Source organism: Micromonospora andamanensis (assembly GCF_016863495.1).
Classification (GTDB): domain Bacteria; phylum Actinomycetota; class Actinomycetes; order Mycobacteriales; family Micromonosporaceae; genus Micromonospora; species Micromonospora andamanensis.
Window position 1 is genome coordinate 117,515 of record NZ_BOOZ01000023.1, and the last position, 20,680, is coordinate 138,194.

The 20,680-nt window shown below is 71.8% G+C and carries 23 protein-coding genes; 13 read left to right on the forward strand and 10 right to left on the reverse strand.

What is annotated here, in order from left to right:
- Window positions 1–32: 32 nt before the first annotated feature.
- The 3 genes from Van01_RS19335 to Van01_RS19345 all read right to left on the reverse strand — a co-directional run bounded on the left by Van01_RS19335 (window position 33) and on the right by Van01_RS19345 (window position 1,734).
- A complete protein-coding gene (locus Van01_RS19335; protein ID WP_204009147.1) occupies window positions 33–749 on the reverse strand; it encodes an AIM24 family protein in 717 nt (238 codons plus the stop codon).
- An 85-nt stretch (window positions 750–834) separates the two neighbouring features.
- Window positions 835–1,179 carry a metallopeptidase family protein gene (locus Van01_RS19340; RefSeq protein WP_199172412.1) on the reverse strand — a complete coding sequence of 115 codons (345 nt, stop codon included), beginning with the start codon at window positions 1,177–1,179 and terminating at the stop codon, window positions 835–837.
- Window positions 1,180–1,302: 123 nt separating this feature from the next.
- On the reverse strand, window positions 1,303–1,734 hold the full coding sequence (locus Van01_RS19345; RefSeq protein WP_204009150.1) for an OsmC family protein: 432 nt from the start codon (window positions 1,732–1,734) through the stop codon (window positions 1,303–1,305).
- A 153-nt stretch (window positions 1,735–1,887) separates the two neighbouring features.
- Between Van01_RS19345 and Van01_RS19350 the strand changes: the two genes are divergently transcribed.
- The 3 genes from Van01_RS19350 (at window position 1,888) to Van01_RS19360 (ending at window position 4,404) form a co-directional block, all read left to right on the forward strand.
- On the forward strand, window positions 1,888–2,601 hold the full coding sequence (locus tag Van01_RS19350; protein WP_204009152.1) for a hypothetical protein: 714 nt from the start codon (window positions 1,888–1,890) through the stop codon (window positions 2,599–2,601).
- Between the two features lie 169 nt (window positions 2,602–2,770).
- On the forward strand, window positions 2,771–3,592 hold the full coding sequence (locus Van01_RS19355) for an HAD family hydrolase (RefSeq protein ID WP_204009154.1): 822 nt from the start codon (window positions 2,771–2,773) through the stop codon (window positions 3,590–3,592).
- Entirely contained in the window at window positions 3,592–4,404 is an 813-nt protein-coding gene (locus Van01_RS19360; protein WP_204009156.1) for an HAD family hydrolase, read from the forward strand. The genes Van01_RS19355 and Van01_RS19360 overlap by 1 nt, the downstream gene beginning before the upstream one ends.
- 49 nt (window positions 4,405–4,453) lie before the next feature.
- On the opposite strand, the gene Van01_RS19365 is transcribed toward Van01_RS19360, so the two are convergent.
- Entirely contained in the window at window positions 4,454–5,056 is a 603-nt protein-coding gene (locus Van01_RS19365) for a bacterial proteasome activator family protein (RefSeq protein ID WP_204009159.1), read from the reverse strand.
- A gap of 104 nt (window positions 5,057–5,160) precedes the next feature.
- Between Van01_RS19365 and Van01_RS19370 the strand changes: the two genes are divergently transcribed.
- Together Van01_RS19370 and Van01_RS19375 are read left to right on the forward strand one after the other, a co-directional pair.
- The gene (locus Van01_RS19370; RefSeq protein ID WP_204009161.1) at window positions 5,161–5,958 is read left to right on the forward strand and encodes an alpha/beta hydrolase family protein; all 798 of its coding nucleotides are present in this window, start codon (window positions 5,161–5,163) and stop codon (window positions 5,956–5,958) included.
- 77 nt (window positions 5,959–6,035) lie between these two features.
- Window positions 6,036–7,235 carry an ABC transporter substrate-binding protein gene (locus Van01_RS19375; protein ID WP_204009163.1) on the forward strand — a complete coding sequence of 400 codons (1,200 nt, stop codon included), beginning with the start codon at window positions 6,036–6,038 and terminating at the stop codon, window positions 7,233–7,235.
- Window positions 7,236–7,306: 71 nt separating this feature from the next.
- On the opposite strand, the gene ddaH is transcribed toward Van01_RS19375, so the two are convergent.
- Window positions 7,307–8,140: a dimethylargininase gene (gene ddaH, locus Van01_RS19380; RefSeq protein WP_373306271.1), complete on the reverse strand. Its 834-nt coding sequence runs from the start codon at window positions 8,138–8,140 to the stop codon at window positions 7,307–7,309.
- A gap of 59 nt (window positions 8,141–8,199) precedes the next feature.
- On the opposite strand from ddaH, the gene Van01_RS19385 reads away from it, so the two are divergent.
- The 3 genes from Van01_RS19385 (at window position 8,200) to Van01_RS19395 (ending at window position 11,722) form a co-directional block, all read left to right on the forward strand.
- Window positions 8,200–8,658 carry an Lrp/AsnC family transcriptional regulator gene (locus Van01_RS19385; protein WP_204009165.1) on the forward strand — a complete coding sequence of 153 codons (459 nt, stop codon included), beginning with the start codon at window positions 8,200–8,202 and terminating at the stop codon, window positions 8,656–8,658.
- Between the two features lie 60 nt (window positions 8,659–8,718).
- Window positions 8,719–10,650, forward strand: coding sequence for a beta-propeller domain-containing protein (locus Van01_RS19390; protein ID WP_204009167.1), 1,932 nt, complete (start codon window positions 8,719–8,721; stop codon window positions 10,648–10,650).
- A gap of 115 nt (window positions 10,651–10,765) precedes the next feature.
- A complete protein-coding gene (locus Van01_RS19395; RefSeq protein WP_204009169.1) occupies window positions 10,766–11,722 on the forward strand; it encodes a zinc-binding dehydrogenase in 957 nt (318 codons plus the stop codon).
- A 5-nt stretch (window positions 11,723–11,727) separates the two neighbouring features.
- Here Van01_RS19395 and Van01_RS19400 read toward each other — a convergent pair whose 3' ends face one another.
- The 3 genes from Van01_RS19400 to mobA form a co-directional block, all read right to left on the reverse strand.
- Window positions 11,728–12,807: a T3SS (YopN, CesT) and YbjN peptide-binding chaperone 1 gene (locus Van01_RS19400; RefSeq protein WP_204009170.1), complete on the reverse strand. Its 1,080-nt coding sequence runs from the start codon at window positions 12,805–12,807 to the stop codon at window positions 11,728–11,730.
- 81 nt (window positions 12,808–12,888) lie between these two features.
- Complete coding sequence (locus Van01_RS19405; protein ID WP_204009172.1) at window positions 12,889–13,179, reverse strand: DUF6457 domain-containing protein; 291 nt, start codon at window positions 13,177–13,179, stop codon at window positions 12,889–12,891.
- Entirely contained in the window at window positions 13,176–13,766 is a 591-nt protein-coding gene (gene mobA, locus Van01_RS19410; RefSeq protein ID WP_204009174.1) for a molybdenum cofactor guanylyltransferase, read from the reverse strand. Before mobA ends, Van01_RS19405 begins: the two co-directional genes overlap by 4 nt.
- Before the next feature lie 439 nt (window positions 13,767–14,205).
- Here mobA and fdhD point away from each other — a divergent pair, with 439 nt between their 5' ends.
- The gene (fdhD, locus tag Van01_RS19415) at window positions 14,206–15,060 is read left to right on the forward strand and encodes a formate dehydrogenase accessory sulfurtransferase FdhD (protein WP_204009176.1); all 855 of its coding nucleotides are present in this window, start codon (window positions 14,206–14,208) and stop codon (window positions 15,058–15,060) included.
- Between the two features lie 20 nt (window positions 15,061–15,080).
- Here fdhD and Van01_RS19420 read toward each other — a convergent pair whose 3' ends face one another.
- Together Van01_RS19420 and Van01_RS19425 are read right to left on the reverse strand one after the other, a co-directional pair.
- Entirely contained in the window at window positions 15,081–15,791 is a 711-nt protein-coding gene (locus tag Van01_RS19420) for a GAP family protein (protein WP_204009178.1), read from the reverse strand.
- A gap of 163 nt (window positions 15,792–15,954) precedes the next feature.
- Window positions 15,955–16,989 carry a DUF4192 domain-containing protein gene (locus Van01_RS19425; protein WP_204009180.1) on the reverse strand — a complete coding sequence of 345 codons (1,035 nt, stop codon included), beginning with the start codon at window positions 16,987–16,989 and terminating at the stop codon, window positions 15,955–15,957.
- A gap of 151 nt (window positions 16,990–17,140) precedes the next feature.
- Between Van01_RS19425 and Van01_RS19430 the strand changes: the two genes are divergently transcribed.
- Genes Van01_RS19430 through Van01_RS19445 form a run of 4 tightly spaced genes read left to right on the forward strand, consistent with a single transcriptional unit; the run spans window position 17,141 to window position 20,625 of the window.
- Entirely contained in the window at window positions 17,141–18,055 is a 915-nt protein-coding gene (locus tag Van01_RS19430; protein WP_204009182.1) for a fructosamine kinase family protein, read from the forward strand.
- Window positions 18,052–19,059: a GTP 3',8-cyclase MoaA gene (moaA, locus tag Van01_RS19435; protein WP_204009184.1), complete on the forward strand. Its 1,008-nt coding sequence runs from the start codon at window positions 18,052–18,054 to the stop codon at window positions 19,057–19,059. Before Van01_RS19430 ends, moaA begins: the two co-directional genes overlap by 4 nt.
- Window positions 19,060–19,061: 2 nt before the next feature.
- Complete coding sequence (locus tag Van01_RS19440) at window positions 19,062–19,310, forward strand: MoaD/ThiS family protein (protein WP_204009186.1); 249 nt, start codon at window positions 19,062–19,064, stop codon at window positions 19,308–19,310.
- Window positions 19,311–19,323: 13 nt separating this feature from the next.
- A complete protein-coding gene (locus tag Van01_RS19445; protein ID WP_204009188.1) occupies window positions 19,324–20,625 on the forward strand; it encodes a metallophosphoesterase in 1,302 nt (433 codons plus the stop codon).
- Window positions 20,626–20,680 lie beyond the last annotated feature (55 nt).

The window sequence follows — 20,680 nt, forward strand, 5'->3', positions numbered from 1 at the left end:
CGGCGCGGCTGCGCCGGCCCCCGGCGCGCGACCTACCGGAACAGGCCGCCGAGCACGCCGCCCTGGTCCTGCTGCCCGCTGCCCATGATCGGCGGTTCCTCGGAGGGCTGTACGACGACGAAGCCGTGGCCGGCGAAGCTCATCGTGTACGCCTCACCTGTGGTCCGGCCCAGCAGCGTGCCGAGCCCGATCTGGTCGGCCCGGTGGTAGCCGGTCTGGAGGCTCGCCGACCAGCAGACGGCAGCCTGCGGGTCGACGTAGGTGGGCGCATCCACGTTGAGCACGACCGGGGTGCCCCGGGTGGTGACGGCGATCCTGCCGTGGCCGGTGAAGACGCAGTTGAAGAGGCCGGTGGAGGCCATGCCCGCGCCGCCGACCATCTTGATGTCGTAGCGCAGGGTGCTGTCGAAGGCCAGCACGCTGGAGCCGTTTATGGACAGGGCGTCGCCCGGCTCCAGGTCGATGAGGTGCACGTCCTTGGCGAAGTCGGCGAGAAACACGTCACCGCGTCCGGTGAGTTTCATCAGCGGTACGCCCTCGCCGGTGAGCTTCTGCTTGAGGAAGTTGCCCAGTCCGCCGGAGCCCAGCGCCTGGAACTGCACCTGCCCCTGGTACGCGACCATCGAACCGACCCGGGCCATCGCCTCGCCGGCGAGTTCGATCTTCAACATCTTGGCGTTCTGCAACCGCATGCCGGGCTGCGCCGACTCACGCTCCAGATTCTCCGCCGAGAACAGCTCACTGCGCATGGGTTCCTCCCGTACTCGCCGTACCTGGCCGAGACGGTAGGGCCAGCCCGCAACCGGCCCGCAGACGACATGACGGCGGGAGCCCTCAGCCCCAGCCCAGTTCGTGCAGGCGCGCGTCGTCGATGCCGAAGTGGTGGGCGATCTCGTGCACCACCGTCACCGCCACCTCGTCGACGACGTCCTCCTCGCTGTGACAGATGCGCAGGATGGGGTTGCGGTAGATGAGGATGCGGTCCGGCAGCACACCCGCGTAGTCCCAGCCCCGGTCGGTCAACGCGTGTCCCTCGTAGAGCCCGAGCAGATCCTCACCCGGCGGCGGATCGTCCTCAACCAGGATCACCACGTTGCTCATCAGCGCCAGCAGCTCCTCCGGAACCTCGTCCAGCGCCTCCCCCACGAGTTCCTCGAACCGCTCCCGCCCCATCTCCACCGCCACACCCCCATTCTCCCCCACCCCACCCGCGATCTTGCACCTCCGGTCGCCGCGAACCAGGACAGAAGCCCCATAGCGGAGACCGAAAGTGCAAGATCGGCGTGAGGTTGAGGTGGTGGGTCAGGAGGTGAGGCGGGTGGTGAGGGTGATCTCGGCGCCGGGGGAGAGCAGGCGGGAGATCGGGCAGTTCTGCTTGGCGGTCTCGGCAAGCTTGGCGAACTGCGCCTCGTCGATGCCGGGCACCTCACCGACGGTGTCCAGCTCGATCCGGGTCACGGTCATCCCGGCGTCGGTCTTGTCGAGGTGCACCTTCGCGGTGGTCTCGACGGAGGTGGGCGTCGTGCCGGCGTCGGCGAGCGCCTTGGAGAAGGCCATCGAGAAGCAGCCGGCGTGCGCGGCACCGATCAACTCCTCAGGGTTGGTGCCCTCACCCTCCTCGAAGCGCGACTTGAAGGAGTAGTTCCCCTGGAGCCCGCCCTTGCCGGTGCGGATGGTGCCGGACCCCTCGGTCAGGTTGCCCTGCCAGAGTGCGGAAGCGGTACGGATAGGCATGGACCTGACGCTAGTCCACCGGAAGCCGGCAGGCGACCGACCGCCCCGGCGCCGTGCTGTTCCTCGGCGTCACCAGCCGGTTGTGTCATGATGCGACCGGACCCCACGGCGCGGCGGACGCACGGCGTCCCGGCCACCAGGAGAGGGTGAGTGATGACCCACGACCTCCCCATTCCCCGTCAGGACGACCGCTCCGACGGCGCCAGCGTCATCGAGTGGGGTACGGAGGACGAGTCACCGGCGGCGGGCCGGTTCCGTCGGTCTCTCGGTGGTCTCGGTCGGGACCATCGGATTCCGGTGCTGCTGGCCGGGCTCGGCGCGGTGGCGGCCCTGGCCTCGTTGCTGGGCGAGTGGTCGACGATCACCATTCCCAACGGCGGGCCCGACCCGGAGACCTCGCTCCAGGTGACGAGCGGAGTCGCCAACCTCGGGTTGGGGCCCGCGTACCTGGTCGGGCTCCTCGCCCTCGGTGTCGCGGTGGCGCTCGCGCTACGCGGTACGGACCCGGTCCGGGCGAATGCCCGGGTGGCCGGCCTGGCGCTGGTCGCCGGCATGCTCGCGCTCCTCGCGACGACAGCCGTGTCCCTCGGCGACACGATGCGGCGGAGCATGTACTTCAACCCGGAGTTGACCTTCGTCGTCGAGTACGAGCGCGGACTGATCGTCGCCTTCGTCGCCGTCGGACTGTTCGCCGCCGCGCTCGCCCGGACCTCGCCCGGAGCGGCCGAGGCACGACAGGTGTCGGACGGGTCGCGACGGCGCAGCCGACGACCGTCGGAGGAGGCGGAGCCGGAGGGGGACCGCCCACCCGCGGACATCACCGTCACGCCGACGGTGCCCTTCGCCCGGGAGGCACCGCCCGACTGATCCGCCGGCCCTGCGGTCACCTCCGGTGCGTCGCCCGTTGGCACCCGATTCGCCTGGAAGCCATGGTTGCGACCGGTTCTGCGAGGTACGGTTGCTGCCCGCCGTCACCCGGGTCACCGCTCGACAAGGTGAACGGCTGGTCGCGACGGCGGCGGGCGAAGGAGGAACGATGAACCGCCCGGGCCTGCCCAAGCTGATCGCCACCGACCTCGACGGGACACTCGTCCGCAGCGACGACACCGTGTCGGCCTTCACCCACGAGGTTCTCGACCGGGTACGCGCCGCCGGTATCCCGGTGGTCGGCGCCACCGGGCGCGGTCCCCGGCTGACCGAGCTGACCCGCAACGACATCCGCGCCGCCGACTTCCTGGTCCTGGCCGGTGGCGGCCGGGTGGTCGACCAGAGCGACCCCGAGGGACCTGTGGTGCTGCGGGACGAGCGTCTCTCCAGTGAGGTGCTCGCCGTCCTGCTGGCCGAGCTGGAGGTTGCGGTCGGCCCACTGACGGTCATGGTCGAGGCGTCTGACGAACACGACGCCCCACTCTGGGGCGACTACCACCCCGAGTGGCCCTACCAGGACGCTTTCGAGGTACGTAGCCGCGCCGAGTGCCTCGCCGGTGACGTGATCAAGGCGTTCGCGCGTACCGCCGACCACCACGTGGACGAGCTGCTGGCCGCCGCCCTGGAGATCGTCCCGCCGCACCTGGCCACGCTCACGCAGGCGGGTCTGGGCTTCATCGAGATCTGCCCGCCCGGGGTGGACAAGGCCTCCGGGCTCAGCGTGATCGCGCAGACCCTCGGCGTAGACCCGGCCGACGTGCTGGTCTTCGGTGACATGCCTAACGACCTGCCGATGTTCCGGTGGGCCGGCTGGGGGCGGGTGGCCGTGGCAAACGCCCATCCGAGCCTGCGCGCGGTCGCCGACGAGGTGACTCTGCGCAACGACGACGACGGGGTGGCTGTCTACCTCGACCGGCTACTGTCCCGGTGATGGATTCCACGCCGCACCTGGTCGCCAGCGACATCGACGGGACGCTGCTGCGCGACGACCGCACCCTGAGCCCTCGGACCGCCGCCGTGCTCGCCCGGATCTCCGCCCAGGGCACGCCTGTGGTGCTTGTCACCGGCCGGCCGATCCGCTGGCTCCGGCTCGTGTACGAACAGCTGGCCGAGCCGCTGCCGGCGGTCTGCGCGAACGGCGCGGTGGTCTACGACCCGACCAATGACGAGGTGCTGCGGGCCGACCCGCTGGCCCCGGAGCTGCTCGCCGAGGTGGTCCGACGCCTGCGGGCCGAGATTCCCGACGTGAGCCTGGCCGTGGAGATCGTCGACGGCCGGCAGATGCGCCACGAGGCGCACTACCCGTTGCGCTGGGACGCCGACGAGGCGGCCATCCGGGCCGTGGAGACCGCCGAGGAGCTGCTGTCGGCACCAGCGGTCAAGCTGCTGGCGCGCGCCGGTGAGCAGGACCCGGACCGGTTCACCCGACTGGTCGCCGCCGCCCTCACCGGGCTCGCGGAGGCCACCCACTCCTCACACTCCGGGCTGGTGGAGATCTCCGCGGCGGGGGTGACGAAGGCCGCCGGCCTGGCCTGGTACTGCCACCGCATCGGCGTCGCCGCCCCGGACGTGCTCGCCTTCGGCGACATGCCAAACGACCTGCCGATGCTCACCTGGGCGGGGCGGGCAGTGGCGGTCGCGAACGCACATCCGGAGGTGCTGGCGATCGCCGACGAGGTGGCCCCGCCGAACTCGGCCGACGGCGTCGCCGCGTACCTGGAGAAGGTCTTCGGGGCGGACTGAGCCCGTTCGGAGGCGGCGCGACGAGCGCGCCGCACCCCGGACCGGGTGATCAGAGGTACTGACCGGTGCTGTGTCCTTCACCACTCGGCTGTCCCATGCCGGGCATCCCCGGCAGCACCGGGCCGGCTGGTCCGCTGGGCAGCGCCTGCCGGCCGGAGCGCATCTGCTCCAACTGCACCCGGGCCGCCATCTGTTGCGCGACCAGGGCCGCCTGGATGCCGTGGAACAGCCCCTCCAGCCAGCCGACCAGTTGGGCGTGCGCGATCCGCAGCTCGCCCTCGCTCGGTGCCTGGTCCTCGGAGAACGGCAGCGAGATCCGCTCCAGTTCCTCACGCAGCTCGGGGGCGAGCCCCTCCTTCAGCTCGACGATCGACCGCTGGTGGATCTCCCGCATCCGGTGCCGGCTGGCGTCGTCCAGGGGAGCCGCCTTGACCTCTTCCAGCAGCTGTTTGATCATGCTGCCGATCCGCATCACCTTGGCCGGCTGCTCGACCAGGCGCGACGGATCCTCACCAGGCCCGTCGTCGGTCTGCACGGTGCCGACGGGGCGGCCGTCCGGCCCGACCACCACCACGGTTCCGGAGTGCCCGGCACCGTCCCGGCCGGGCTCGTCGTTCTCTCCAGCGGAGCGCGCTTCGGTCATGCCCTCCATCTTTACCCAGCGGTACCGGTGAGCGCCCGCCGGCCCGCTGGTCCGGTACTCCCCGGGCCGATGCCCACCCCCCGGAGGTCGGTGAACCGCGCTACCGTCGCCGGATGCCCTCCGATCCCCGGGCGGTGCTGACCCGCCCCGCGCCCGAACCGGACGCGACAGTCGCCTACGGCGAACACCCGGACCAGATCGCCGATCTGCGCCGTCCGGCCGGTTCCGGGCCGCCCCAGCCGCTGGTGGTCGTGGTGCACGGAGGCTTCTGGCGGGCGGAGTACGACAGGCGGCACACCGGGCCGCTGGCGAGCGCGCTGGCCGCGCTCGGGTACCCGGTAGCCCAGCTGGAGTACCGGCGTACCGGGCAGCCGGGTGGTGGCTGGCCGGGCACCCTGACCGATGTACTGGCCGGGGTCTCCGCGCTGCCCGGGTTGGCCGAGGCCGCCCTGCCGGGGCAGGTCACCTCGACGCCGCCGGTGCTTGTCGGCCACTCGGCCGGCGGGCACCTCGCGCTGTACGCGGCGGCCCACGCACCCGGCGCGGTCGCCGGGGTGCTGGCCCTCGCACCTGTCGCCGACCTGGCCGAGGCGTACCGGCTGGATCTGGACGCCGGGGCCGTGGCCGCGCTGCTCGGCGGTGGACCGGCCGACGTCCCGGAGCGGTACGCGGCCACGGATCCACGGTCACTGGTCCCGCTGCGGCCACGGACGGTAGTGATGCACGGCACGCTGGATCAGCAGGTCCCCATCGACATCTCTCGAAATTACGTCGCCCTCGCCCGCGCCGCGGGTGCCGATATCCGCCTTATTGAGCTGCCAGAATGCGAGCATTTCGGGCTAATCGCGCCGGACTCCTCGGCATGGCCGGAGGTAACCAGCGCGTTGCGGTCTCTGCACGAAGATCATTAGCCATTGACGCAGCGTCGCCGAGCAGGTAGAACGCCGGAGGGGCGGATGCGCCCGGCAACACATTCGAAGGGAACCCGGTGTCGCAGATGAACCGCAGGCGGGCACTCCAGCTGCTGGCCGCGCTCGGTACGGGCGGACTCGTCGCCGCGTGCGGCTCCGACGCCGAGCCGGAGGTCACCGGCACGGAGAGTCCGATCAAGATCGGGCTCATCGCGCCACAGTCGGGTGCGAGCAAGGCCATCGGCGACGAACTCAGCAACGGCTTCGAGCTGTACCTCGACCTCAACGAGAGGCGTCTCGGCGGCCACCCGGTCGACCTGATCACGGCCGACGAGGGTGACAACGTCAAGTCCGGTCAGGCCGCCGTCGAGGGACTGCTCAAGCAGGGCGTGCTCGCCCTGACCGGGGTGGCTAACTCGTCGGTCATGTTCGGCATCAAGGACATCGTGGAACAGGCCCGGGTTCCGTTGATCGGCTCCAACGCCTCCCCCGCGAGCCTGCAGAGCGTCGTCTACATCTGGCGTACGTCGTATGTGCTCGACGAGGCTGGCCGGGCGCTCGGTCGCTACCTGAAGGACGAACTCGCCCCCACCGACAAGATCGCGACGATCCTGCCGGAAGGGGTCGTCGGTGTCGAGGATGTGCTGCGGGGCTTCCGCGAGGAGTTCGGCGAGGCCGACCCGCGCATCGCCAGCCAGGTGGTCTGGACCTCCGGCAGCAGCAGCCCCGGCAGGACCGCCTACGTCTCGGACATCAACCGCGCGCTCGTCGGCAACCCGGCTGTCGTCTTCTGCTTCTACTCCGGCGCGGCGGCAGTGGAGTTCATCATGCAACTGCGCGACGCCGGGTTCCGGGGCCGGATCTACGCCCCCGGTTTCCTCACCGAGGGTTCCGTGCTGGAGGACATCCGGCCGGCAACCGACGCACTGGGCATCCGCACCGCGCTGAACTACTCCGCCGACCTCAACAACGCGGCCAACCGCCGGTTCGCCTCGGCGTACCGCAAGAAGCACAACACCTCGCCGACCACGTACGCGATGGCCTCGTACGACGCGGCAAAGGTGCTCGACCAGGCGATCAGGCTCGCCGGCTCGGCCCCCACCGCGCAGCAGGTGAACCTCGCCCTGGGCCGGATCGGGCAGATCGACAGCCCCCGCGGTGCCTGGCAGTTCAACCAGCCGCGTACGCCCCAGCAGAAGTGGTACCTGCGCGAGGTGCAGCGCGACGGTCAGGTGGTGTCGAACGTGCTTGTCAACGAGTTGGCCACGCTCGGCTGAGTCGAGCAGCGAGGCCGGCCCCGGGCAGGGGCCGGCCTCGGGGTGGGAGCGGCCCCGTCGCTCGGCGGGTCTCAGTAACGCAGTTCGGCGATGCAGCACTTCACGCTGCCACCGCCCTTCTTCAGCTCGGCCAGTTCCACAGGCACCGGGGTGTAGCCGGCCGCCTTGAGTCGACCGGCGAGCCGGGTGGCCTCGCTGTTGAGCACCACGTTGGCGCCGTCGCTGACCAGGTTCAGCCCGAAGGCGAGGGCGTCCTCGTCGTCCGCCAGCACCGCGTCCGGGAAAAGTTGGTTGAGCACCCGCTGGCTGGCGGAGGAGAAGGCGCCGGGGTAGTAGACGACGTTGCCGTCGTCGATCGAGGCGAGCGCCACGTCCAGGTGGTAGAAGCGGGGGTCGACCAGCCGCAGTGAGACCACCGGCCGGCCGAGCGCCTCCTGCGCCTCGGCGTGCGCCGGCAACTCCGTCCGGAAGCCGTACCCGGCCAGGACCAGCCCGCCGTGCGCCTCGGGCAGGTACGCGAAGTCACCCTCGCCCTCGTTCGTCTCGTTCGGCGCGATGAACCGCCAGCCCTGCGACTCGTGGAAGGCCCGGTGCGTGGCCGCCTCCGCGGCCCGCTGCTCGTGCTTGAACCGGGCCCCGTAGACCGTGCCGTCGACCATGAACGCCCCGTTGGCCGCGTAGACCATGTCGGGCAGGCCGGGCTCGGGCACCAGCAGATGCACCTCGTGGCCGAGGCCGACCAGGGTCTCCCGTAGCCGGTCCCACTGCTTGACCGCCAGCTCCGCGTCGACCGGGGCGGTCACGTCCATCCACGGGTTGATCGCGTACTCGACCGCGAAGTGCTCGGGGGAGCACATGAGATATGTCCGCTTTCGCGGCACTCGCTGCTGGTTCACGGTGACCAAGGGTAGGTACGGTAGAACTTTGGTAACAGCCGCAAACATTGCTTCCCAGAGGCGGAACATTGCAGATCGACGCCGTTGACCAGCGAATCATTGCGCTGCTCGTTGCCGACGCTCGGGCGTCGTACGCCGACATCGGCACCCGGGTGTCGCTCTCCGCTCCGGCGGTGAAGCGGCGGGTCGATCGACTGCGGTCCGCCGGGGTGATCCGGGGATTCACGGCCATCGTGGACCCGGCCTCGGTCGGCTGGACCACCGAGGCCTTCGTGGAGCTGTTCTGCGCCGGCCGGACCACCCCGGCCCAGATCAGCGCCGCCGTGCGCCGCCATCCCGAGGTGGTCGGTGCGTACACCGTCTCCGGCGAGGCCGACGCGTTGGTGCACCTGCGGGCCGCCGACATCGCGCATCTGGAAGAGGCGCTGGAGCGGCTGCGGGCCGAGACGTTCGTGACCTCCAGCCGCAGCACCATCGTGCTCTCCCGGCTGGTCGAGTCCCCAGGCGTGGGCCCCTCCACCGGCTGAACCCGGAACCATTCCCCCGAGGGGTGGAACCGGACCCGGAGCCACCGCGTCGAACCGGCCATGAAACGGGGCACCAAGGTCGCAACGACCGGCGGTTCGCTTGTCGCGCTCGCGCTACTCGCCGGCAGCATGGCCGTGTCACAGTCTCCGCCGGCCGGGCCCGGCACCACCGAAGCACCGATGGTGCCGGTCGGCCTGGTCTCCTTCGACTCCTGTGCCGACGCTCTGGCGGAGCTGCGCGCAGCGGCCAGAGCATCAGTCGGCCCGTACGGTTTCGCCGGGGACGCGGTGCTCTTCGGCGACCGGGTGGCGGCAGCCGGTGGCGCGGAGTCGATGGCCCGTACGTTCGCCGGAGCGCCGGGTGACGCCGCCGGCCGGGACACCGGCGCCGGTCACTCGACAACAAACAACCACGAGGCCGGCGCGGACGAACCCGACCTGGTCAAGACCGACGGCCGACGGATCGTCACGGTCACCGGCGGCGTGCTGCGGGTGGTCGATCCGGTGAGCCGGCGCGTCACCGGGCGACTCGACCTGGCCGGTGACCGGGAGGAGCTGCGCTGGCAGGAGCATCGACTGCTGCTGCTCGGCGACCGCGCGCTGGTGCTCAGCGAGGACCCGCCGCGCCCAGCCGACGCACTCCGCTCGATCAGGCCCCCCGGCGCGACCCGCCTGCTGCTTGTCGACCTGGCCGGCCGTCCCCTGGTGCTCGGCACGTACCGGATCGAGGGCAGCACCGTCGACGCCCGGTTGACAGGTGAGACAGTCCGGGTGGCGGTCCGCGCGTCGGCCCGGCTGGAGTTCCCGCTGGCGTCCGAGGGCAACGACCAGGTGCGGACCGAACGGAACCGCAAGGTGATCGCCCGGGCCGGGGTCGAGGCGTGGCTGCCGGAGTACGAGTGGACCGCCGGACCGGAACGGCACACCGGGCGGGTCGGTTGCGACCGGCTCAGCCGGCCCGACCGGATGACCGGCTCGTCCACCCTCACCGTGCTCAGCTTCGACCTCACCGCCGACCGGCTCGGCGACGGCGACCCGGTATCGGTGGCCGCCGACGCCGACACCGTCTACGGCACGGCGACCAGCCTCTACCTGGCCGGGCAGCGTCCGGTGCCGGTCACCGGCAGCAAGCCCCGCTGGCGGCCGTCGTCGGCCGAGCAGATCACCGACATCTACCAGTTCGACACCGCCGCGCCGGGTCGTCCCCGCTTCCTGGCCGCCGGCTCGGTGCCCGGCTGGCTGATCAACCAGTACGCGCTCTCCGAGTGGGCCGGGCACCTGCGGGTGGCCACCACCACAGGCGACACCTGGTCTGAGGGCACGGCCTCCGAGTCGGCGGTTCGGGTACTACGTCGCGACGACGGGTCGCTGGTGCCTGTCGGCATGGTCGGCGGCCTCGGGCGGGGCGAACGCATCTACTCGGTGCGCTACCTCGGGCCTGTCGCCTACGTCGTCACCTTCCGGCAGACCGACCCGCTCTACGCCCTCGATCTCGCCGATCCGACAGCGCCCGCGGTCACCGGCGAGCTGAAGATCACCGGATACTCCGCGTACCTGCACCCGCTGCCCGATCAACGCCTGCTGGGCGTCGGCCAGGAGGCCGACAGTCAGGGACGTACCGAGGGCGTGCAGGTCTCCCTCTTCGACGTCCGCGACCCCGGCCGGCCGGCCCGGCTGGACCAGTGGCACCTGCCCGGCGGGTGGACCCAGGCCGAGCACGACCCGCACGCCTTCCTGTACCGCCCGGACACCGGCCTGGTGGCGTTGCCGGTCGACGCCGGTGTCCGGCTGTTGCGCGTCAGCGGCGACGCCATAAGTGAGATCGGCGAGGTGACCCACCCGGTCGGGAACGACAGCAGCCGACGGCAGTGGGGGCCATCGGTACGGCGGTCACTCGTGATAGGCGATGTGCTCTGGACGGTCTCCGAGGCGGGCCTGCGCGCCACCGATCCCGCCTCGGCCCGGAGCCTGGCCTGGATCGCCGCCACCTGAACCTTCCTCCCCGCGGGTGGGGCCCGGTTTCTCGGGGTTTCCGGGCCCCACCCGCCTTGACCTCAACCACGCTTCAAGTGATCGACTCGGCGGGAAGCGGCGGTGAGGGGGAGACGTGCGGGCGGTGTGGATCCACGAGTTCGGCGGTCCGGAGAAGTTGGTGCCGGGCACCGCGCCTGATCCCGTACCCGCGCCGGGGCAGGTGCTGATCGACGTGCTGCTGGCAAACATCACGTTCGTGGAGACCCAGTTCCGGGCGACCGGCTTCGGCCCGTCGGGCGCGACACTGCCGGTGATCCCGGGCAACGGTGTCGGCGGACTGATCAGCGCGGTCGGTCCGGACGTCGACCCGGGACTGGTCGGCCGACGGGTGGTCAGCAGCACCGGTGGCTCCGGTGCGTACGCCGAGCGGGTCGTCGTGGACGCGACGCTGCCGGTGGCGGTGCCGGACGGGTTGCCGCTCGACCAGGCGGTGGCCCTGCTCGCCGACGGGCGTACGGCGTTGATGCTGGCCGAGGCGGCCGAACTGCGGCCCGGCGACCGGGTGCTGGTCGAGGCCGCCGCCGGCGGGGTGGGTAGCCTGCTCGTCCAACTCGCGGCACGCGCCGGAGCGCGGGTGGTCGGACTGGCCGGCGGTACGCGCAAGGTGGCTCAGTTGCCCTCGATGGGCGCCGAGGTCGCCGTGGACTACCGGCAGCCGGACTGGGTCGGGCGGGTACGGTCGGCAGTCGGCGCGGTCGACGTGGTCTTCGACGGGGTCGGGGGCGCGACCGGGCGGGACGCGTTCGAGCTGCTCGACCGGGGCGGTCGGATGCTCAGCTTCGGGCTGTCCAGCGGCGAGTGGGCCGGCATCGACGCGGAGTCCGCCGCCGAGCGTGGCGTGACAGTGGTCCGGCCGGCACCGACGCCCGCCCAGCTGCGGGCGTACACCGAGCGGGCGCTCGCGGAAGGAGCAGCCGGTCGGCTACGCGCGGTGATCGGCCAGCGGTTCCCGTTGGCCCTGGCGGCCGAGGCGCACGCGGCCATCGAGGCCCGTTCGACTATCGGCAAGACCCTGCTGGACGTGCGCTGACCCGGTCAGAGGTACATGCCGGTGCGGTGCTCGCCGCGCCCTGGCTTGTCTCCCTCACCGAAGAACCGCTTGCCGCCGAACTCGCCGTGCAACCGGTCGTCCAACTCGTCCGCCAGCCCGGTCATCACCTGCACGGCCAGCATCAGGTGGGTCGGCTGGAAGTTGCGGCCGAAGACCGGGATCGACGCCCACACGGTGTCGTCGGCGCAGTAGAGGCGCCCGATAGGCATCCGGTTGGTCAACTCGGAGAGCTTGACGTACAGCCGCTCGGTCGGCTCGACCTCGGTCAGCACCGGCGAGAAGACATCGACAAGCGGCGGATTGTCCCGCACCCGGACGAAGACCATCGCGGAGCCGGCCCGGATGTTGATGTCGCCGTCGGAGTCGACCTGGAGCCGGTCCAAGTCCGACTTGAGCATTGTCGAGACGACCGTACGGACCCGCTCGGCCAGATCCAGCACCTCGGTGTCCGCACCAGCCTCGTCGGTGACGGCCAGCGCCTTCTCCAACTCGGTGCCGATCTCCCGGGCCAGGTTGGTCTCGCTGCGGGCGGTCCCCAGCGCCTCGCCGGGGATCGGCTCGCCCTTGCCGTCCTCGATCGCGTAGACGAGGAAGGCGGGATGCGGGGCACCGTAGACGTCGCGCATGGTGCGGGAGAGCAGCGCGGCCAACCGGGGGGCCTCGTCGGCGGGGGAATCCAACCCGAACTGGTCCCCCGAACCGTCCACCACACCCGGCGGTGACCAGCCCAGCGCGACCATGTCGGCGACCGCCGCGCGATCCAGCCGGTAACCCGACGGCAGGGTGGCGTTGCCCACCGCCCGGGCGGCGAACCGGCCGTCGGTACGTACCTCGACATAGACGGAGTAGACGGCGTCATCGGTGCCGGAGGCGGTCGGGTCGAGGGTCAACGCCACCTCCGCGCCCGGCGGCAACGCGGACAACCGCTCCGCCAGGGCCCGGGCGAACTCCCGCCACGCCTGGGTCACCTTCGCCCGCAGGTCGGCCGTGCTCGGCTCGTCGAGCAGGATCGACTCGTGGTGCACCGGCGTGCCGGGCGGTGCCGAGGGGTGGTCAGCCGTCATGATCGCCTCCGTCCGTTCCGGTCACCCTACCCAGCCCGCTGCCGGCGCGGATCAGCGCGGACCGTGATCAGACAACTGCCGTCAGTCGGTCCCGCCATTCGGTCCGGCCGGGTTCGAACGAGGCTGCCGGTCGCCACCCAGTTCCACAGGCCAGGTGCCGGCCAACCCGGAGAGCCGGGCCGCCGCCACGGCCGGGTCCGCGCCCCGCCCGACGGCCAGCCCCAGCAGGTACGCGGTGACCGGCGCACCGGGCCGCAGCACCTGGTGGGCAACATCCCGGGCCAGGTCGAGCACGGTTGGCACCGGCACCTGAGCCGGGTCGAGATCCAGTTCCGCGCAGGCGGCCGTGACCCAGTCGTCCATCACCGTCATCGCGTCCACTCCTCCGCCCGGCGTAGGTCACGCTCAGTGTCGCAGTCGAACCAGGGCTCCGGGCCGTCACCGCGCCACGTCACGTCACGCACGGCCAGGCCGGCGACCAACTCACGCAACGGTGCACCGGCAACGTCACCGCCGCGCCGAACGCTGAGGCGATCCAGAGCGGCCCGCAGTGCGGCCGGCCGCCACACCCCGCACAGGGTCTGCCGCCGCCCCGACCGGTCCACGTAACAGACCCCGTCGAGGCGGTGCAGATGGTCCAGCAGCTCACCGATGGCTGACCGGGTCAGCAGGGGCAGATCGGCGGCGAGCAGGGCGACGGCGGGTACGTCGGTGTCGAGCAGGGCCAGCCCGGCCGCGACGGCGGCCACCGGTCCACCGCCCGGCGGCACCTCCCGGGTCAGTCGTACGCCGGTGATCGCCGGTCCGGGGCCGACCAGGATTCGAGGCGACGCATCGGCCACTGCGGCCAGCACCCGCTCACGCATCGGCACCCCACCCACCGGCAAAACCGGCTTGTCCCGCCCGCCCATCCGGCGTCCCGCACCGCCCGAGAGCACCACCGCCGCGTACGCCGTCATCTGCGCCACGTTAGCCGCCCGCACCGCCCCGACAACGACAGCGGCGGGCAACCATGGCGCCGGGCCCTGTCGAGCTGAGCGCACAGACGGATCGCGCCTCGAACGCTCGGCTGACGAACAGGTGGATCAGCTTGGCTGACGGCACAGGTGGGTCAGCTCGACAGCGTGCGCCGAGAGTATCCGGGTGCCACATGGCACGGACGTCAGGCGGCCGGCGGTTCGGCAGGCGGTTCGGCAGGCCACGACGGTCAGGTTGGCAGATCGACGGGCCCGCGTGGGGCGGGACCCCCTGCCGGGCAACAGGACGAGTTGCAAGCACCGACCGGCCGGTGCGGGAGACCGGGCTGCCCGGGAGCACCGGGCAGCGCGGAAACACCGGGCGGGCGGGAGTTGGGGGCGGCGTGGGGCGATTCCGGCGACGCGGGGCAGGATGGAGGACGTGGGACGGGCTTCAGAGCGGCGTGGTGTGGTGCGGGTGGACCTGGAGGCGGCGGAGGCCGGCCGGCGCCGGGTCCGGCGGCCGGACACGCTCGCCGCCGAGGAGCCGTTGGAGATCCGGGTCGGCCCCGCCGGACCCGGGCGACGTCCGCCGCTGACCGTCACCATGCGTACCCCCGGAGCCGACCTCGACCTGGCCATCGGCTTCCTCGTCACCGAGGGACTGATCCGCTCGGCGGACGACGTGTCGACCGCGCAGTTGTGTGCCGGGACGGAAACCCCGAACACCTACAACGTCGTCGATGTGACCCTCGCTCCCGGAGTGCCGGATCCGGTCAGCGACGTGACCCGGCACTTCCACACCACAAGCGCCTGTGGGGTGTGCGGCAAGGCGAGCATCGACGCGGTGCGTACCCGGTCGCTATTCGATGTCAGCGAAGATCCGCTCAGCGTGCCCGCGGAGCTGTTGGCCGAGCTGCCCCAGCGACTGCGGGCCGAGCAGCGGGGCTTCGACCGCACCGGCGGACTGCACGCCGCCGGCCTGTTCGACGCGGACGGCGAACTGGTGGTGCTACGCGAGGACGTGGGTCGACACAACGCGGTCGACAAGGTGGTGGGCTGGGCGGTACGCGAACACCGACTGCCGCTGGCCGGGCACGTGCTGCTCGTGTCGGGTCGGGCAAGCTTCGAGCTGACCCAGAAGGCGTGGATGGCGGGTGTGCCGCTGCTCGCTGCGGTTTCCGCGCCGAGCACCCTCGCGGTCGACGTGGCCACCGAGGCAGGGCTGACCCTTGTCGGGTTCCTCCGGGGACGGACGATGAACGTCTACACCGGTGGGCACCGGGTCACCAGCTGAGATCGCCCCGAACCCACCGGTCAGCGGCGGGCCAGCAGCTCGAACAGTTCCAGCCGGACCGCGGCGTCGCGGGCGATCAGGAAGCCGGCGATGCCCAGAACCCAGCCGAGCATGCTGCCCGAGGAGCGGACGATCCACGCGTTGAGCCGGGCGAGCACCGGCTCGACCCGCCCCGGCCAGGCCACCCGCGCGCCCAGCAGGAACATCGCCGGAAGCACCATGATCAAGCAGTAGCCGGCGAGCAACGCCACGCTTGTCGACGCGGCCAGTCCGGAGTTGGTGAGCAGGCCCAACGCGCCGAGATACGGCAGCATCGTCGCCACCTCGGCGAGCGCGGCGAACAGCGCCAGCCCGACCAGCCAACGCGACGACGAGTCACCGGTGGTCACCCGGTCCCGCCACCGGAGCACCCGACCCGTACCGGCACCGCGCTTGCCGTCGTAACGGAAGCTCAGCACGAACAGACCGACCCCGAGCGCCAGTTGACCCCAGAGCACCGGCCGGTTGTCCAGCGCACCGCCCAACGACTCGGCCAGGCCACTGCCGCCGAAGTACAGCAGCAACCCGACCACGAAGTAGAAGCCGGCGATGGTGCCGAGGTAGGTCAGGACCCGTCGGACACTCACCGGCCCGGCGGCGAGCAGCAGCCACACCGGGATGAACAGGGTGCCGATGCTGGTGCTGTCCACGAGCGCCAGCCCGGCCAGGGACAGCAGCAGGGCAACGCTCATGCCGCACCAGGGCCGAGCTCGGACATGCGGCGATTATCCGCCAGCCGCCTGCTGGCCGTGACCCCGCCGGTCGCCCGCACCGCCTCGCAGGTCTGGCGTGACGCCGGCATCGGAGCAGCGGCCATCGACACCTGCCGACTGGGCTGGGCTCGGAGAACCGGCGTCAGGGACGTCGTCGCGCCCGCCGCCTCGCCCGACGACGTGCTCTCGGCAGGCCGGTGGCCGGCCAGCCGTCCAGCCGGGACGGGGGCACTCCCCGACGGAGCAGATCGTCCAGCAGCAGGGCGAGTGAGTAGTCCGGATGCTCGGCCAGCACCCGTTCCAGGGCCACCGCCGCCAACGCACCCTGCCCGTCCCGCCATGCGGCGAACGCGAGCAGCGAGCCCGGCGCGGCGATCAGCTCCGGCTCGGCCCGACGCAACACCTCGGCCCAGAATGCGACGTCCTCGTCCCGGCCGTCGGTGCGCTCCCAGGCGTGGTCGCGCACCGGAAGGTGGGTCAGAAGCAGGCCCAGCCAGGCCAGTTCGTCGTCGGTCAGCCGTTCGCCGTCCCGGTGACGCCGCATCGTGGCCCGTACCGCCGCCGTGCCGGCGGCCCGTAGCGCCCGAGCGCCGAGCAGGTCGGGGGCGGGCGCGCCGGCCAGTAGCTCGGTGAGCCGCTGCTCCGCCCGCTCGACCGCCCGCCGCATCGCCTCCCCACCGACCGGAGCCACCCGCGCGGCGAGGGCCGCCCGGTCGGGCAGGGCCACCTGGCCGGCGAAGACCGCCGCCGCCGGCACCGCGCTGGCCTCCGGGTCGTAGCGGGTGCCCTCCGGCGGGCAGCACTCCGGCTCGTCGCAGAGGTAGGACCACCACCGCCCGTCGGTGACCCGCAACGCGTCGAGCACGGCCAGCCCTGCCTCAGCCAGCGCGGCCCGGACCGCGTCCACCGCCGGGGTCACCCGGGCGGCCGGACCGTAGCCGATCACCGTGGCCGCGTCGGCGCCCTGCCTGGCAGTCACCGCCGCGATGTGCTGGCCTGGCTCATAGGGGTCGGCGTCGCCGGGCAGGTCACCGCGCGCGGCGAAGACGATCCGCTTACCGGACAACGCCACCACCACGATGCTGTCGGCAGGATGGAAGCCGAGCAGGTACGGCACGGCGGCGATGAGGTCGGCGGGAGAGCGTACGGACAGTCGGGGCAGGTCTGTCGAGTTCATGCAGGCAGCCTGCGAGCCGTCGGGTGCGACCCGCTGCCCCTGTGGACGACACGCGGGTTATCCACAGTTACCGGGCGTAGTTTCGCAGCTTACGGCCAATCGGCGACCGTCCAGGAGCCGGTGAGCAGTCCGGTAGCGATACCTTGCGGGCATGGATCTGGCGTACCTGCGGGCGCATCCCGAGCAGTTGCCCACCTTCCTGACCCATCAGCGGATCAGGGAGACGCCGGTCTCGGGCGGCGACATCTGCGCGGCTTCCCGGCTGACCCTTGACGACGGTCACTCGGTGTTCGCGAAGACCTGGCCGGAGCACGCGGGGCGGGCGGTGCCGGAGGGGTTCTTCGCCACCGAGGCGGCCGGGCTGCGCTGGCTACGCGAGGCCGGTGCCGTGGCCGTACCGGAGGTGCTTGTCGCGTTGCCGGAACTGCTGGCGTTGGAGTGGGTCGAGCCGGGGGAAGCGAGTCCCGAGGCGGCCGACCGTTTCGGGCGGGAGTTGGCCGAGCTGCACCGGACGGGCGCGTCGGCGTTCGGCGCCCAGTGGCCGGGGTTCATCGGTGCGCTGCCGGCGGACAACACCCCGGATGACGGCCCGTGGTCGGACTGGTTCGCCCGGGCAAGGTTGCTGCCGTACCTGCGCCTGTCGGTCGACGGTGGTGCCCTCACCAGCGCCGACGCCATCCTGGTCGAGCAGGTGATCGACCGGATCGGCGAGTTCGGTGGCGACGAGCCGCCCGCCCGCGTCCACGGCGACCTCTGGCCGGGCAACCTGCTCTGGGGCGGTGACGGCCGGGTCTGGCTTGTCGACCCGGCGGCGCACGGTGGGCACCGCGAGACCGACCTGGCCCAGTTGGCGCTCTTCGGTGGCCCTCCGCACCAGGATCGGATCATGGCGGCGTACCAGGAGAGCTGGCCACTTGCCGACGGGTGGCGGGAGCGGGTGCCGCTGCACCAGCTGCACCTGCTGCTCGTGCACACCGCGCTCTTCGGCGCCGCATACCGCGATTTGGTAACCAGGAGTGCCCGGGACGCCCTGAACGGGACCTGCCGCGCTACCGTCGAGCGGTGAGCCTGCCCCCGCCTACCGGCCTCGTCGACAGGTACGGCCGCGTCGCCCGGGACCTGCGGGTGTCCCTGACCGACAAGTGCAACCTGCGCTGCACCTACTGCATGCCTGCCGAGGGCCTGCCCTGGCTGGCCGGGCCGCAACTGCTCACCGACGACGAGGTGGTCCGGCTGATCCGGGTCGCGGTGGGCCGGCTCGGGGTCGACGAGGTGCGGTTCACCGGCGGCGAACCGCTCATCCGTCCCGGCCTGGTCGGCATCGTCGAAGCCGTCGCGGCCCTCGACCCGCGGCCCCGGATCTCGCTCACCACAAACGGCATCGGTCTGGACCGGCTCGCCCCCGCGCTCCGCGCCGCCGGCCTCGACCGGGTCAACGTCTCACTCGACACGCTGGACCGGGAGCGCTTCACCCGGCTCACCCGCCGGGACCGGTTGGCCGACGTGCTGGCCGGCCTGGCCGGCGCGGCCACCGCCGGGCTCACCCCGGTGAAGATCAACGCTGTGCTGATGCGCGGCGTCAACGACGACGAGGCACCGGCGCTGCTGCGTTTCGCCCTCGACCACGGCTACGAGCTGCGGTTCATCGAGCAGATGCCGCTTGACGCACAGCACGGCTGGGATCGCGCTGCCATGGTCACCGCCGACGAGATCCTGGCCGAGTTGCGGGCCGCGTACGCCCTCAGTCCGGACCCGACCGAACGCGGCACCGCTCCCGCCGAGACCTGGCTGGTCGACGGCGGCCCGGCCCGGGTCGGCGTCATCGGCACTGTGACGAGACCGTTCTGCGGTGACTGCGACCGGACCCGGCTCACCGCCGACGGGCAGATCCGCAACTGCCTGTTCGCCACCGAGGAGTCGGACCTGCGCGGCGCGTTGCGGGCCGGAGCCGACGACGAGGAGCTTGCTCGCCGCTGGCGGGCCGCGACGTTGAGCAAGCGGGCCGGGCACGGCATCGACGATCCGTCCTTCCTGCAACCGACCCGGCCGATGTCGGCCATCGGAGGCTGACAATGGCGCACGTCACCGTCCGCTACTTCGCCGGTGCTCGGGCCGCGGCCGGTCGCGCCGAGGAGGTCACCCCAGCGGGCCGTTCACTTGACCAGTTACTTGCCGAGCTGGCCGAGCGGCACGGCGGGCGGTTGGTGTCGGTGCTGGCGGTGTCGAGTTTTCTGATCGACGGCGTGACCTGTCATGATCGGCAGAAGCCGCTGCCGGCTGGGGCGACGATCGACGTCCTGCCTCCCTTCGCCGGCGGCTGAGGGGGATCCATACGTGTTCGCGGTTCTCGGTTTCGTCGCCACCCTGGCCGTGATCACCGGGTTGATCCACCTCTACCTGTGGAAACGCCTGGTGAAGGACACCACAGCCGCCGGAGGGTGGCGGCGGGCCGGCACGGTCACCGCAGTGGTGCTGGCCCTGTTGGTGCCGGCGACGATGATCGGCACGCGGGCCGGCATGTACTGGCTCGCCTGGCCGGGCTACCTGTGGCTCGCGCTGATGTTCTACCTGCTGGTGCTCCTCGTGGTACTGGAAGTCCCGATGCTTGTGACGCGGCTGGTGCTGCGCCGTCGGTCGGGACTGGCCGCCCCGGAGCCCGTACTCGTCGGCCCGGCCGGGCCCGGCGCGTCGACGGAGCGGGCGACCGGTATCGACGAGTCGGCCGAGCCACCCCAGCCGGCCGGCGACACTCCGGCGACTCCGCCGGCCGCCGGTGCCGTCGGTCCCGACCACGATCCGGGCCGCCGCCTGCTGCTCGCCCGTGGTGCCGCGATCTTCGCCGGGCTCACCGCCACCGGCCTGGTCGGCTACGGCGTACGCACCGCGATGGGCCCGCCCCGGCTGGACCGGGTACAGATCCCGCTGGCCAAGCTGCCCCGCGGCATGGACGGTCTGCGCATCGCCACCGTGTCGGACATCCACATCGGGCCGCTGACCGGCCGGGCGCACACCGAGCGGATCGTGGCCGCCATCAACCGGCTGGACGCCGACCTCGTCGCCGTCGTCGGCGACCTGGTCGACGGCACGGTCGCCGAGTTGGGCGACGACGCGGCACCGCTGCGCGGCCTGCGCTCGCGGTACGGCAGCTACTTCGTCACCGGCAACCACGAGTACTACTCCGGCGTGGAGGAGTGGGTGGCCGAGGTCGACCGGCTCGGGCTGCGGGTGCTCCAGAATCAACGGCTGGAGATCATCACTCCCGGTGGAGTGATCGACCTGGCCGGCGTCAACGACGTCTCCGCCGTCGGCAGCGGCGTCTCCGCTCCGCCGGACTACGACGCCGCGCTCGGCGACCGGGACCCGTCCCGGCCGGTGGTCCTGCTGGCCCACCAGCCGGTGGCCGCGCTGGAGGCGGCGAGGTACGGGGTCGACCTGCAACTGTCCGGCCACACCCACGGCGGCCAGATCGTCCCGTTCAACCTGCTGGTCCGGCTCGAACAGCCGGTGGTCTCCGGGCTCGGTGAGGTGGACGGGACGAAGGTCTACGTGACGAACGGCGCCGGCTTCTGGGGGCCGCCGGTACGGGTCGGTGCGGAGCCTCAGGTCACCCTCGTCGAACTCCGCCGCTCGGCATAGCGCAGCTCACCTCCGTGCGTGGCGCCGAGCGGGAGCGCGGCCGGTCGTGGCAGGA